The sequence below is a fragment of the Pseudomonas cichorii genome (assembly GCF_018343775.1).
GTDB classification, from domain to species: domain Bacteria; phylum Pseudomonadota; class Gammaproteobacteria; order Pseudomonadales; family Pseudomonadaceae; genus Aquipseudomonas; species Aquipseudomonas cichorii.
Window position 1 is genome coordinate 5,787,548 of sequence record NZ_CP074349.1, and the last position, 13,884, is coordinate 5,801,431.

The 13,884-nt window shown below is 51.8% G+C and carries 10 protein-coding genes and 1 tRNA gene; 8 read left to right on the forward strand and 3 right to left on the reverse strand.

The genetic code is table 11. The features are described 5' to 3' along the window. Positions 1-108: 108 nt before the first annotated feature. Positions 109-1,383: a glucarate dehydratase family protein gene (locus KGD89_RS25045; RefSeq protein WP_025262472.1), complete on the reverse strand. Its 1,275-nt coding sequence runs from the start codon at positions 1,381-1,383 to the stop codon at positions 109-111. A 21-nt stretch (positions 1,384-1,404) separates the two neighbouring features. After that, complete coding sequence (locus tag KGD89_RS25050; RefSeq protein WP_025262473.1) at positions 1,405-2,751, reverse strand: MFS transporter; 1,347 nt, start codon at positions 2,749-2,751, stop codon at positions 1,405-1,407. A 106-nt stretch (positions 2,752-2,857) separates the two neighbouring features. Here KGD89_RS25050 and KGD89_RS25055 point away from each other — a divergent pair, with 106 nt between their 5' ends. The 3 genes from KGD89_RS25055 (at position 2,858) to KGD89_RS25065 (ending at position 5,637) form a co-directional block, all read left to right on the forward strand. Then, positions 2,858-3,769 (forward strand): LysR substrate-binding domain-containing protein, encoded by a 912-nt coding sequence (locus KGD89_RS25055; RefSeq protein WP_025262474.1) that lies wholly within the window; start codon positions 2,858-2,860, stop codon positions 3,767-3,769. Between the two features lie 205 nt (positions 3,770-3,974). Next, positions 3,975-4,808, forward strand: coding sequence for a glycosyltransferase (locus tag KGD89_RS25060; RefSeq protein WP_025262475.1), 834 nt, complete (start codon positions 3,975-3,977; stop codon positions 4,806-4,808). Between the two features lie 25 nt (positions 4,809-4,833). Next, a complete protein-coding gene (locus KGD89_RS25065; protein WP_025262476.1) occupies positions 4,834-5,637 on the forward strand; it encodes a 2OG-Fe(II) oxygenase in 804 nt (267 codons plus the stop codon). 7 nt (positions 5,638-5,644) lie between these two features. Here KGD89_RS25065 and KGD89_RS25070 read toward each other — a convergent pair whose 3' ends face one another. Continuing rightward, the gene (locus tag KGD89_RS25070; RefSeq protein WP_025262477.1) at positions 5,645-6,661 is read right to left on the reverse strand and encodes a J domain-containing protein; all 1,017 of its coding nucleotides are present in this window, start codon (positions 6,659-6,661) and stop codon (positions 5,645-5,647) included. A gap of 662 nt (positions 6,662-7,323) precedes the next feature. Here KGD89_RS25070 and KGD89_RS25075 point away from each other — a divergent pair. From KGD89_RS25075 to KGD89_RS25095, 5 genes are all read left to right on the forward strand, one after another. Further along, a tRNA-Thr gene (locus tag KGD89_RS25075) sits at positions 7,324-7,399 on the forward strand. A 172-nt stretch (positions 7,400-7,571) separates the two neighbouring features. Next, entirely contained in the window at positions 7,572-8,894 is a 1,323-nt protein-coding gene (locus tag KGD89_RS25080; protein ID WP_025262478.1) for a tyrosine-type recombinase/integrase, read from the forward strand. Between the two features lie 1,043 nt (positions 8,895-9,937). Beyond that, the gene (locus KGD89_RS25085; protein WP_025262479.1) at positions 9,938-10,219 is read left to right on the forward strand and encodes a hypothetical protein; all 282 of its coding nucleotides are present in this window, start codon (positions 9,938-9,940) and stop codon (positions 10,217-10,219) included. Further along, the gene (locus tag KGD89_RS25090; protein ID WP_236250099.1) at positions 10,174-10,980 is read left to right on the forward strand and encodes a hypothetical protein; all 807 of its coding nucleotides are present in this window, start codon (positions 10,174-10,176) and stop codon (positions 10,978-10,980) included. Before KGD89_RS25085 ends, KGD89_RS25090 begins: the two co-directional genes overlap by 46 nt. Before the next feature lies 1 nt (position 10,981). Next, entirely contained in the window at positions 10,982-13,450 is a 2,469-nt protein-coding gene (locus KGD89_RS25095) for a DEAD/DEAH box helicase (protein WP_025262481.1), read from the forward strand. Positions 13,451-13,884: the final 434 nt, after the last annotated feature.

Genomic DNA, 13,884 nt, shown 5'->3' on the forward strand with positions numbered 1-13,884 from the left:
TCAAAGGGCCAGCTATGTGCTTCTTTTCAGGGGTGTTTTTTGAATGTGGCGCTGGTTCGCGAACGAATTCACTTACGGTGTGTGAGAGCGAATTCATTCGCGAAGGCTTCAAAACCTCGGCTTGACGGTCTTCCAGTCCGGCTTGTAACGCTGCATCTGTTTCACATCATCGCGCTGACGGATGCCGCAGCTCAGGTATTGGTCGTGTAGTTTGCCCAACTGGTCGTAATCCAGCTCCAGCCCAAGGCCTGGAGCGCGGGTGATTTTTACGCAGCCGTCGACGATGGGTAACTTGCCGCCTTTTATCACTTCTTCATCCGGCTCCTGCCAGGGGTAATGGGTGTCGCAGGCGTAATCCAGATTGGGGACCGAAGCAGCGACATGGGCCATGGCCATCAGGCTGATGCCCAAGTGCGAGTTGGAATGCATGGACACGCCAAGACCAAAGGTCTGGCACATTTTCGACAGGGCCTGGGTATCGCGTAGTCCGCCCCAGTAATGATGATCGGCAAGAACGATCTGCACGCTGTTCAGCGCAACGCTACGGCGGAACTCATCGAAATCGGTCACGACCATGTTGGTGGCCAGCGGTAAGCCAGTGCGCTTGTGCAATTCGGACATGCCTTCGAGCGTCGGCGTCGGGTCTTCGTAATATTGCAGGTCATCACCCAGCAATTCAGCCATGCGGATGGAAGTTTCCAGCGACCAGTTGGCATTGGGGTCAATACGCAGCGGGTAACCGGGGAATGCCCTCTTCAGGGCCTTGATACAGGCGACTTCATGCTCAGGCTGCAACGCACCGGCCTTGAGCTTGATGCTCTTGAAGCCATAAGCCTCGATCATGCGTCGGGCCTGAGCCACGATCTGCTCTTCGTTCAGGGCTTCGCCCCAATTGTCCGGCTTGTAAGGCGAGTCGATATGCTGCGCGTACTTGAAGAACAGATAGGCGCTGAACGGCACCTCATCACGAATCGCGCCGCCCAGAAGATCCACCAGCGGCACGTTCAGGTAATGGGCCTGAAGGTCCAGAAACGCGACTTCAAAAGCCGAGTAAGCGTTGCTGACTGCCTTGCTGGCATGAGAGCCGGGCGCCAGTTCCGCACCAGCCAGGCTGTCGGTCTTGTTGGTTGCCACAGTAGCTTGCACGATAGCCCGCAACTGGTTGAGGTTGAACGGATCAAGGCCGATCAACTGGTCTTTCACACGCTCCTGAATCGCCAGCGCCGGAGCGTCACCGTAGCTCTCGCCCAAACCTATATAGCCGTTGTCGCTCTCGATCTCGATGATCGAGCGCAGCGCGAAGGGTTCGTGAATGCCACTGGCATTGAGCAGCGGCGGATCGCGAAAGGCGATGGGGGTCACGGTCACTCTTTTGATTTTCAAGGTAATGCTCCCGATCAGATATCAATGTGTTGCAGCGCGACCAGGCACCGCCGCTTCGGCAGACTTGCCCTGTCGGTTGGCGGGCGTTGTACGGGCAAAGAAGATCACCACGGCGGCCAGCAGCGAGGTTGCCGCCAGCCCATACAGGCCGCCTTCGATGGAGCCTGTGGTCTGCTCCAGAATCCCGAAGGTCGTAGGCGCGACGAAGCCGCCCAGGTTGCCGATGGAGTTGATCAGCGCGATCACCGCCGCAGCGATGCGGGCGTCCAGATAGCTTTGCGGGATCGGCCAGAACAGCGCCGATGCAGCCTTGAAGCCGATGGCGGCAAAACAGATGGCCACGAAGGCAAAAACAGGCCCGCCGGTTGTCGACATGAACATGCCGAACGAAGCGATAACCAGCGTCAGCGCAACCCAGGCCTGCTGGAATTTCCACTTGCTGGCCATGGCGGCAAAGCCATACATCGCCACGATGGAAATGATCCAGGGCACCGAGTTGAACAGGCCAACCTGAAAATCGCCCAGATTGCCCATTTTCTTGATCATGCTGGGCAACCAGAAGGTCGCGCCGTAGATGGTCAGGGCGATGGAGAAGTAGATGAAGCAGAACAGCGCGATCTGCCGGTCGGCCAGCAGCTTGAACATCGAAGGCCTGGCGACCTGCACAGCCTCACGATCACGCTGCTCCTGGGCAATGGCCGCAATCAGTACACTTTTTTCTTCCTCACTCAGCCATTTCGCTTCGCTCGGATGGGACTGCAACCAGAACCAGACGAACCCGCAGAGCAGCACGGAGGCAAAGCCTTCGATCAGAAACATCCACTGCCAGCCATGCAGGCCGAGCCCCGAGATATGCAATAGCGCACCGGAAACCGGCCCGGAGATCACCGAAGCGATGGCTGAACCGCTGAGGAAAACCGCCATGGTCTTGCCGCGTTCGGAAGACGGCAGCCATTGGGTGAAGTAGTAAATGATGCCGGGGAAAAAGCCGGCTTCGGCCGCGCCAAGGATGAAGCGCAACACATAGAAACTGGTTTCCCCGCGCACGAACGCCATGGCCATGGCTGCGGCGCCCCATGTGAACATGATGCGCGTCAGCCAGACGCGGGCGCCGTAGCGCTGCAGCAACATATTGGACGGGACCTCGAACAGCGCGTAGCCGACGAAAAACAACCCGGCACCCAACCCGTAGGCTGCGGCACCAATGCCCAGATCGGTTTCCAGGTGGCTGCGCACGAAGCCGATGTTCACGCGGTCGATGTAGTTGACGATGAACATCACCACAAACAGCGGCAGCACATGGCGCTTCACTTTGGCCGCTGCCCGGGCAAGCACGGCAGGGTCGGAGGGGCTCTGGAGGTTCTTCAAGATGCGACTCCCGTTCTTTGTTTTTGTAGGGACGAGTCGATCATGGACGCGGGGATTGTTACCGTCTAATCTAACTTGGCATTCGATTGATACCCGGATTAGATCAATGTTCGAGCTTAGCCAACTACGCTGCTTCACCACCGTCGCGACCGAACTCAACTTCCGTCGCGCCGCAGAACGGCTGAACATGACGCAACCGCCACTCAGCCGTCAGATCCAGTTGCTGGAGCATCATCTGGGTGTCGATCTGTTTACCCGCAACACTCGCAACGTGGCCCTGACCGCAGCGGGCCGTGCCTTCTTTGTCGAAGCCCAGAACCTGCTGGAGCGTGCCCAGCAGGCCGCCGTCACGGCCAGACGCTTCGCCGAGGGTGATATCGGCTCGGTCAATATCAGCTTCGTCGGCAGTGCGGTGTATGAGTTTCTGCCCAAGGTCATCGCTGAAGCACGGCTCAAGCAGCCACATGTCAGGATCAACCTCTCGGAAATGAACACCTACCAGCAGCACGAAGCTCTTCGCGGGCGCCGCATCGACCTGGGCATCGTGCGCACCCCGCTGCTGGAGCCCGGTTACGCCACTGAATGCCTGGTGCGCGAGCCCTTCGTGCTGGCTGTACCCAGCAGCCATCGTCTGGCAAGCAGCGAAACTGTGTCGGTCCAGGACCTCGATGCGCAACCGTTCCTGATGTACTCCCACTCGGCCTACCCGCCATTCAACGAGCTGCTGACCGGCATGCTCCGCTCGGCCCGGGTTGCCCCGGAGTATGTGCAATGGCTGGGTTCGTCGCTGACCATTCTGGCGCTGGTCAATGCAGGCATGGGGCTGGCTCTGGTCCCGCGTTGCGCAACCAGCGTGGTCTTCAAGAACGTGGTGTTCAGAGAGATCGATCTGGGGGAAGGCGTGCAGAGCGAACTGCACCTGATCTGGACCGAAAACAACGACAATCCGGCGTTTGCAATGCTGCTGGAGGGAATCCGAAATGCCGTGCGCGAAGGATGGGGTGCCAGCAACCATTAGGGTTTACGTATCGGGCGGAGGATTATAGGATAACCCCCGCTACTTTTCCTGCTAGTTGCCTAAGGATATTACCCTCGTTACATGGCTATTGATTCTAGATAGCTATGATCTGTCTGCGTGGGCGCCCTACAGGAAACATAAAGAAACAATTAAATGCGAGACCGCTTTTTGCGCCTGCGTCCAAGCGAATAATGAGTACATGACGATGAGCAATTCTGATTCTGTATCTGATAAAACACCTACCTTCAGCATTGCCATAGTCAATTACAAGACCCTCGAAATTACCAAGATTTGTCTGGATCTATTGCAACAGCATCTGGGCAATACCCCGCACCAGGTCTGGGTGGTGGACAACGATTCCGCCGATGACAGCACCGAATACCTGCGTACCCTGGACTGGATCAACCTGATCGAGCGCAAGAGCCCTGGACCGGAGTGCGGCCATATCGCCCACGGCAAGGCCCTCGACATGATCCTGGAGCGGGCCGAAACCGATTACCTGTTCCTGCTGCACACCGACACATTCATCTTCGACAAGAATGTGTTTTCCATGATGCTGAAAAAGTGCATCAAGAACCCGAAAGTTGCAGCCGTCGGCTGCGTAGAGCAACTAAACCGCGGCACCGCCAGAACCGTCTGGCGCTTCAGCTCCCGACTGTTCAAACACCATTTCCGTCGACTGAAACTCGCCCTGGGCCTGCGCTCCAAACAGCCGAAGGCCTACCGCGAAACGCACCTGAAAAGCTTCTGCACCCTGTGGAACACCAAGCTGATGAAGCAGCACGAGCTGCACTTCCAGATGGATGATCGGGTGCCGGGTTATACCCTGCAGGACACCATGGTCGAGCTTGGCTATGACATCGAGTTTCTGTCACCACGCAAGATATTCAGCTACCTGGACCACATCCAGGCGGGTACTGTTTCGGCAGCCGGTGGTTATGACACGACGCATCGCCGGGTCAAGATGTACAACGAGATCCTGCAGCGCATCAACAAGAACAACGCTCGCAGGCAAGATGCGCCGACAATGAACACCTGATGAATTTCCGACTATTGGAGCGGCAATGACTGCGACTCACCACACACTGCCCATTACCCTGGCTCCAGAGCTTGATTTCGACCTGGCAGCCGCTGGCGAGCTGGGTCAGTCGCTGACCGATAGCTACACCCAGGCCGCACCGTTCGCGCATATCGTAATCGACGACTTTTTACCGCCGGACCTGATCGCCAGCATCTGCGAACACTTCCCCGCCGAGCCGACCGACAACGAAATGCTCTACGAGCGCGGCTACAAAGGGCAGCACAAAAGACAGATCAGCCCCAATGAATGCGACCCTCACCTGAAGAAGATCTTCAGCGCCTTCAACTCGGCCCCCATGCTGCACTTTCTTGAAAAGCTCACCGGCATCGAAGGCCTGATACCTGACCCGTACTTCTCCGGCGGCGGCCTGCATGAAACCAAAAAGGGCGGCTTCCTGGGCGTGCACTCGGACTTCCGGCTGAACAAGAAACTCAATATCGACCGCCGCATCAACGCCATCATTTACCTCAACCCGGACTGGAAAGAGGAATACGGCGGCAACCTGGAACTCTGGGATGTGGACATGCGCACATGCCTGAAAAAAGTCCTGCCCATCTACAACCGCTGCGTGATCTTCAACACCGACGCCGACAGTAACCACGGCCACCCGGAACCGCTGACGACGCCTGAGCACATCACTCGCCGCTCGGTTGCGCTTTACTACTACACCGCATCAAAGGGGCCAGTCGACCCCAACCAAAGAAACAAGACCCACTACAAGCCAAGGCCCAAAGACCTCATAAACCCCAGGTACTACCTGAACAAGCTCATCAGAAAGAAAAACTGAGAAAGCGTCAAAACTGATCGTTTTTCAGGTTGGAGAACTGCGAGTTGCGGTTCTGTAGCTTGCGCAATGTCAGCTTGTAGACACTGGATTTGACCTGACTGCCCATGGGCGTTTCTTCGAGCAGAATCCGGTTGGAGGCGAACGCACAGCCGGTATTGAGCATCTTGTACTTGAGCAGGTACAGGCCGGCATCCATCTTGGAAAAAGCGAACACCGCTCCGGCCGGAATGAACGCATGCCGAAAGGCATTGCGGCCAACTGCATCGGTGACCTTGGCGTAAACCGCTGACTCACCGCCCGTATTGTCGATGATGATCTGCGACCAGCCGTTGTCCTTGCGCAGCGGCATGTCCTTCAAATAGCCCGCCTTCTGCGGCCATGGAGCGCCCATGGGGTCGAGATCCGGAATCACGCACTCGGGCTGGGCCGGGTCCACCAGCTTGATCGGATTCCCTATTGGCGCCTCTGCGGGTGCATGTACGGGCGCAGGCTTGACCCAGGTATGAGCAACCGGCAAGGACTCGGTCGGCACATAGGCCTTGCCTGCATTCGGGTCATAACCCATCCAGACACCGGCCCCGCAAAAGATCATGAACACCAGCGCCCAGCGCAACACACTGCGCCGACGCTTGCGACGCGACGCTCTTGAGGATGGCCCGGGAGACTGCGGAGCAGCATTCGCCTGCGCCGCACGAGGTTGCGCAGGCCGCGTGGCAGGCGCAGCCGCCGCATAAGCACTGGCGGCGCGCGCACCGGCCGTTTGCAACTGCCGGCTGCGCAGATAGGCCTCTTGGGCTCTTTGCTCCTCATACGCGAGCTGCGCATCGTAGGCCGCACGCTTCTGAGCATCTGCGAGCACATCATGAGAGGCATTGAGAATGCCCATCCGGTCTGAAGCGTCTGGCGCCGGATTCCTGTCCGGGTGCAACTGCTGCGCCAGCCTGCGATAGGCTTGCTTGATCTGCTCAGGCGTGGCATCGCGAGCGACCTTGAGCTGCTCGTAATGAGTAAGAGTTCTCTGCATATGTCTTGCAATCCATGGCGACATGCCATTTAACAAGCTCTATATCGGCAAGATTTGCTCTTACATCAGTCCACATGACCCGCAGACAAACTGAAATGCCCGGATCCTTGGACCCGGGCATTTTTTGAAGCATGCGTTCAGATTAAAAATGACAACTTTTCAGACAACCCCCGACCAGCGGTTTACTGCACACCGTGGCAAGGTCTCGATCCCTCGAATACTCATGACAATCCTTGTCCTGTCAGCTGAAAAGCCAACAACCCTTTCCGTGTTGCCAGTGGTCCGGGCCGTTGAAACCAAGCTTATGCAAGCACCTGCAGCCTCGCAAATGGGGGCAAATAGCCAATAGCTGCCCCAAGAGAAAAACCATTGCGGATTGCCATCACCACTCAAGTCCCTGATTCAAAAGGCCCACTCAAAACGTCCGAATCCCCGGCAAGCATCAGCCCCCACTCCAGGTACCCAAAACAACGCCCAACCGCCCTGCTTTCAACACCACCCTCCAGCCCCATCGCCCAGCAACCAGAGAAATCCCCTACGCATCGACGTGCAGCAATCCTGCATTCAGACCACAGGCCGCACCACTCCTCGGTTTTTTTCAACCGAATCAGACAGCTAGGCTTTACAAGCGCAACAGACTCTATATACTCGCAGCCCATTACGCCGGTATAGCTCAGTTGGTAGAGCAACTGACTTGTAATCAGTAGGTCCCGGGTTCGACTCCTGGTGCCGGCACCATACAAGGTTCCAGAGAAGGCTTTCAAAATCTCTGGAACCCCCGAAAAACCCGCCTTCTGGCGGGTTTTTTCGTTTTTGGGTTCCATCGGTTTCCGTCAGAAACTGGTGGATTCCAACCGTTTTAAGGGTAGAGTTTGGGATACAGGTCACTTCGATAAAAGGGAGTACCCTTATGTCGCGCACCACAGCTCCGCTCTCAGACGCAGCTTGCCGTTTAGCCAAGCCAACAGACCGCGCCTACAAGCTTTTCGACGGCGATGGCCTCTATCTTCTAGTCCAACCCAATGGCCGCAAAGGCTGGCGGCTCCGTTACGTCAAACCTGACGGACGGGAAGGACTGACCTCGTTCGGTAACTACCCCGTCATTGGCCTCGCCGATGCGCGCCGCAAGCGCTTGGAAGTCAAGCGAATGCTGGCAGATGGCGTTGATCCTATAGAGACCAAGCACCAAGCTAAGGCGGAAGCCGTAATCAAAGGCAGAACCTTTGAAAGCGTTGCGCTCGACTGGCATACGGAAAGGTCGGCCAAGTGGGCACCAGGCCATTCCAAGACTGTGATGAGCCGCCTCAAAACCCACGTGTTCCCGCTGATCGGCGCCCGCGCCATTGTTGATCTCGACACCCATGACCTTATGCAGCCCTTGGAAGCGATCAAGAAGCGCGGAACGATCGACGTTGCTTTAAGGGTACAAAACTACCTGCAGAGCATCATGCGCGAGGCAAAACGCCTCCGGCTTATCACCGCCAACCCTGCTTACGACCTCGAAGGCTCGATCAAAGCCCCGCGGGTGGTACATCGCCCCGCTCTACCCTTATCGCGACTGCCGGAACTACAGGAGCGGATCGACACCTATAAAGGCCGCGCACTTACCCGTCTGACAGTGATGCTATCGCTGCATGTGTTTGTACGATCCAGCGAACTGCGTTTCGCCCGCTGGAGCGAGTTCGACCTCAAGCGCGGCACCTGGGAGATACCGGACACTCGACCCGCGTTGGAGGGAGTACCCTTTTCCACAAGGGGTACGAAGATGGCAGGGGATATCCATTTAGTACCCTTATCGCCGCAAGCAGTGGCGCTACTCGAAAAAATCCATGCACTCACAGGCAAATTCGCATTGGTCTTCGCAGGGGATGCCAATCCCTGGAAGCCCATGTCCGAAAATACCGTGAACAACGCGCTTCGGACGATGGGATACGACACCAAAATCGATATCTGCGGGCATGGATTTCGTTCGATGGCCTGCAGCGCACTGATCGAGTCAGGATTGTGGTCGGAGACAGCCATTGAACGGCAGATGAGCCACAAGGAGCGCAACAACGTCCGCGCCGCTTACATCCACAAGGCCGAGTTCATTGAGGAGCGCAGGCTAATCATGAATTGGTGGAGCCGGTATCTGGAGACCAACCGGCAGGAGCATCTCACTCCACACGAATTCGCGAACCAGACCGGAGCGAACGTCACTCGCCTAAAAGCAAAACGTGGCGCAACTGAGTAAGTGCTCGGTCTACATATATCAGTGGTCCGCTTGTCCACGCGGGTCCATCCAAACAGGGCTGCAAAGCCGCCCTGCTTGGATGGACCTCACTTAAAAAATCTAAAGCCCACGTAACTGTCTGTGGAAAACCACTGATTTCCACCGGTGGATAATTTCATCCACAGCCGCAAAACTCCCGAAAATTCGAGCCTTGACCCGAATTATCCACAGGCGTAGAAAAGATCGGGCAAAGCGCTGTCGTTGACAGCAACCCAGGTAGCCAGAACCTTTAAGGCTACGCCACACGGTGGTGGTTCTCCCAAAGTGCGATTAGCGTCCGGCGGCTCGCACGGTCACAGCGATGTGATGGATGCCTACTTTTACCAGTGTGCCCACTGCGGCAACTCACCCCCTTTCATAGCTGCCCTGCAGCAACCTATCCGCTTGGCCATTCATTGCGCCAACCTGCGCCCGTCTCTTTCTTCCGGAAAGAGACGGGCGCTCCTACCGCTGCTGCAGCCCAACTCGTACAAGGCATTGCGGCATTTCCCCTCGTGACAATCGGCGTGACAAACACCGAAGTCACCAGCAACAGCGACGCAGATGATGGTGCCGCAGCCCAGGGAATGGACTGCACCTGACTGACAGTCAGGCATGCCCCTGTCATCGCATCACTGCCTTCACCCGACTCAGGATCTCGCGGCGTTGGTCTCGTCAGCCAGTGCAGCCTCTACCCGCCCACTTCCTCGGAAGTGCTCAGGAGGCCAGATCATGAGATGCCCAAGCTCTTGGTCGTAAGGAGCCGCGAGTCCAGCGTTAGTGGACAACCCTCACAGGTCGCAGGGGCCTCGATCCCTGATAACACTCAACATCCATGGCGGGATGACGTGGGGATGGTTTTAAAGGTTTCGCTTCGAGAGGAGTTTGATCATGGCATTGGTCGGTAGACGGGGCTAAATCTCAACGCGACCACACACCTTCTCAGCATCGCGCAATACTATCGTGCCATTACTCGAAATTTCGGTAAGATGCGGGTGGATAAGGATTTCTGGAGAGGTTGAAAAATGGACTTCACCCCTATCATCGCCCAGATCTGGGGCATGCCGAACTGGATTTTTCCGGACGCATTTTTTCTCGCTCGGCTCAAGCGGCCGCTAAGCCAAGGCTATCACGGTGAACTTTCGGTGCGACTGCTCGCCCGGAAGCCGGGCAAGCACATCTATCTCCAGCTGCACAATCTCACTCTAAATACGTTAGGCAGCACCACGCAGATCCACCGATTTGTTGGAGAGGCCTGGCCATGGCAGCGTCCCCCCTATTACCAAGCGAAAAAACCTGGGCTATAAAAATGCTTCCAGTTGAAATAAAGCTAATATCTTCCACACACGAACTACATGTCATCAATATAGAATCGTTGGATACCAAAATAACTAAATATCTTGATGATTTTTTGGTATCGATATGTGAGGGCAGCTCTGACAGCGAGCTAGACCTAGTTAAAATAAGGCTGAGAAAATTTCTGGAAGATAAAGATACCAATACTCGAATGGGAGCAGCCGCGGAGCTTTTTGCTCATTTATACTTAAAAATGATTGGTTACAAACAGGAATTCCTATTCTTTAATCTAGAAGAAGGATCAATAAAAAAAGGGTTTGATGGTTTTTTCTCTAAAGACTCTGAAACCTATCTACTTGAAAGTAAATCCGGTTCTATATCCAGTAAAAGAATCAGTCACAAAGATAAGCTTAAACATGCCTACTCCGATTTAGAAAAGTACGTTTCTGGGAAAAGTGAGAAAGGTAAAAACAACCCATGGAAGAATGCCTACAACCATGCCTCCCATATAGATGTAGGAACGGAAAAATCAATCAGAAAGAAAATTAAAAATCTTCAGGATATGTTTGACCAAGGAACCTTTAACAAGATAACCGAATTCAATATCATCACATGTTCAACGATATTCCTAAATGGCGCGTGGGACTCAACAGCGAGCGCTGAAATCTTAAATGATAACAGCTTCGTATTAAGCTTTGACGGAAAAACGATTAAAGCTATGTGCTTGACAAAATCTAGCCTAAATAGCTTTGTTGAATACCTGGAGAAGTAAAATGGCAATTAGCCTGACTTGGCTCAAGAGCAACAAATTATTTTCAGAAGTTATGAGGAAGACATCTCTAAACATCCAGCTTGACAATAGAGAGCTGGAGTTCATCCTAAGCTGTGCAATTGTATTTTTTAACGAATACAGTGGCGACAAGAGAAGATCCCCCTACTTTGAGATTGCATACTATATAACCTTGAAATGCGCGATTAATAACAATTATTATCAACCACTACTAGATGCAAGCTCAAATTTTGGGATCTACCCGGTAGCGCAGTACATATCAAAAAATAAATTAACCGAGAATTCAACAAGCACAAACTTCACTTTAGAGTACCAGTTGGAAAAATTTCTAAACAAACACATAACTGAAACCTACGAGCAAAAAAAATATCGAGAGCAAATAATTAACAGCAGTAGCAAGGAGAACTGTTACATCGCGCCGACCTCTTTTGGAAAAAGCACATTAATTATAGATATAATAAAAGCAAGGAATCCCAAGAGAACAGCGATCATCGTACCAACCAAATCACTCCTTATACAAACTTACAAGTTAATCAAAGCTAATTTCCCGCTCCGCCACATTATATTTCATGATGAAATGTATGATGGGGCAGGAAATTTTATTTCCATATTCACTCAAGAGCGTGCTCTCAGGCTCTTAAAAAACAAAGATATATCTTTTGAACTGCTGATAATTGATGAAGCCCACAACTTATTTGAAATGGATGGAAGAAGTATTCTGCTAACAAGGCTAATACGTAGGAATAGGCTTAGAAATCCGGAGTCGACAAACTATTATTTATCACCCTTGGTATCTGAAACAGAAAATCTTAAAACTGATGAAAATCAGGAATTTTTTGAACGGCGCATAGCAAGCAATATTAAAGAACCAGAAATCTATGAATATAAATCAAATGGAGAACAGCACGCCTACAATAGATTCATGAATGAGTTTTATCGCTTAGGGAATGAGTCGAGCTTCGTAGACTACATAATAAAAAACAAGAAAGAGAAGAACTTCCTGTACCTCAGAGCACCGAAGAAAGTTGAAGAGCTTTCCATGCTTATAAGCAAGGAGCTACCATATATTGGCTCAAGTGTGCTCGGCGATTTATCTCAGACCATTTCAAACAACGTTCATAGTGACTTCTATTGCGTAGAGCATATAAAAAAGGGGATGATTTATTTGCATGGAAAGCTCCCGGATTTAGTAAAAGAATATTTGGAGCACAAGTTTTCACAAACCAAAGAGCTAAAATACCTGATTGCGAATTCAGTAATTCTAGAGGGGGTTAACCTGCCAATCGACAACCTATTTATTCTAAACACTTACGATCTGGATGGAAAATCATTAACCAACTTGATTGGCAGGGTAAATAGACTTAACGATGTGTTCGATGACAGCAGAAAATCTCTAGACAAACTTCTTCCACCTATACATTTCGTAAACTCAGACCAGTTTAATCGGAAGGGTGGAAAGATGGAAAATAAAATAAGACTTCTAAAAAATGGAATATTTAAAGACAACATAGAAAACCCTCTACTGCTGAATTTCGACTTGACCCAAGTCATTAAAGACTTAGACATAGCGCGCGAAAATATAGATCAAGATGGTATAGAGACTCTAGAGAGGAAAGTTAATCAATTTGAATATATCCAGAGCAAAGAGGACTTCTTGATACACAGTGATGGGGACGAGTCTAGCAAAGTAAAGCACACGCTTATGGAGTCAGGCATTTCTTCTGTGTACTATAATCCTGAGAGAGTCTTTGGCTTACTTGAAAGACGCCTAGGTACAATTTCCTCAAGTGAGGAATGGATAACATCCGACGTAATTGACAAAGTGTATTTATATTTTATCAAGGCTCTTGAAAATCAGATTTCAGATGCCGCGTTTCTTCGCCTTCAGCACCCAAAAGCTAGAGATTTCTACAAACTATTCACAAGAAATCTCCATCGCCTAAATCTTAAAGATCACTTATCAGACACAGTGAAGTATTTCCACAGTATTAAACTTATCGATAGTGGAAAAGAGTTTTTCATTGGAAGTTCCTATGGCGAGATAGCCAAAAGCAGGTCCGACGGCGTACATGGCAGCAATGTATACATAGATCTATCAAAAAAAACAGACAAAGAATTGGTGAACTTGGCGCTAGTGAAAATTAAGATAGAAAGTGACTTTGTCTCTTACAGACTCAATGAATACGTGAAAGCCCTTCATGACTTGAGACTGATTACTGAGAATGAGTACAATCTACATATTTACGGAACCAACAAAAAAACAAATGCCGAATTCGTCAAGATGGGCATTAGTGGGTCTTTGGTGAATAAATTGGAGCGTGACAAGCAGACAGGCAATATTTCAATAAGTGAGCTTGGAGAGGTTAAATTCAATAGCGAATTCGCTGACTATGTAAACTCGCAAGATGACCTTGTTCAGTTTGAAATAAGAAAATACATAGACATCCAATAGGGGTTTATTTTTACGTGAATGTAATAATTCTCTCAAGTCGTCCCTGCTAATTTTTAATTGGAGGCCCAATTGCCACGGGCGACTATGATTATTCCAGGGTTTCGTACAGAGCCTCTTTATAACTCAGCTCGCCTTTTTCGACCTGATCGACGACCGACAATTTAAAGGTCTGCGTGTAGTCGCGCTGACTCCGCCTTTTAGCTGATTCAATTACGTCCTCCTGAAAAACAGATCAGAAGGTGTAAACCTTATTCAGGACGGGACAGAGAGAAAAAATAAATCAGTCCCCTTTTCGCCCGTGTACGCCTTGAGACCGGTATTTGTAGGCGCAGCAGAGCTATTAGGGTTTGAACATTTTGACGAGGAATTACATCCTTGCCTCGATCGGTTTGAGGCTCTTCCGCAACATTTCCTTTAGGGAAAGCTCAAAATGT

Excerpts from the sequence above, each read along its gene's own strand:
- KGD89_RS25055 (WP_025262474.1), top strand. The coding sequence starts at position 2,858 with ATGTTCGAGCTTAGCCAACTACGCTGCTTCACCACCGTCGCGACCGAA.
- KGD89_RS25060 (WP_025262475.1), top strand. The coding sequence starts at position 3,975 with ATGAGCAATTCTGATTCTGTATCTGATAAAACACCTACCTTCAGCATT.
- KGD89_RS25065 (WP_025262476.1), top strand. The coding sequence starts at position 4,834 with ATGACTGCGACTCACCACACACTGCCCATTACCCTGGCTCCAGAGCTT.
- KGD89_RS25070 (WP_025262477.1), bottom strand. The coding sequence starts at position 6,661 with ATGCAGAGAACTCTTACTCATTACGAGCAGCTCAAGGTCGCTCGCGAT.
- KGD89_RS25080 (WP_025262478.1), top strand. The coding sequence starts at position 7,572 with ATGTCGCGCACCACAGCTCCGCTCTCAGACGCAGCTTGCCGTTTAGCC.
- KGD89_RS25085 (WP_025262479.1), top strand. The coding sequence starts at position 9,938 with ATGGACTTCACCCCTATCATCGCCCAGATCTGGGGCATGCCGAACTGG.
- KGD89_RS25090 (WP_236250099.1), top strand. The coding sequence starts at position 10,174 with ATGGCAGCGTCCCCCCTATTACCAAGCGAAAAAACCTGGGCTATAAAA.
- KGD89_RS25095 (WP_025262481.1), top strand. The coding sequence starts at position 10,982 with ATGGCAATTAGCCTGACTTGGCTCAAGAGCAACAAATTATTTTCAGAA.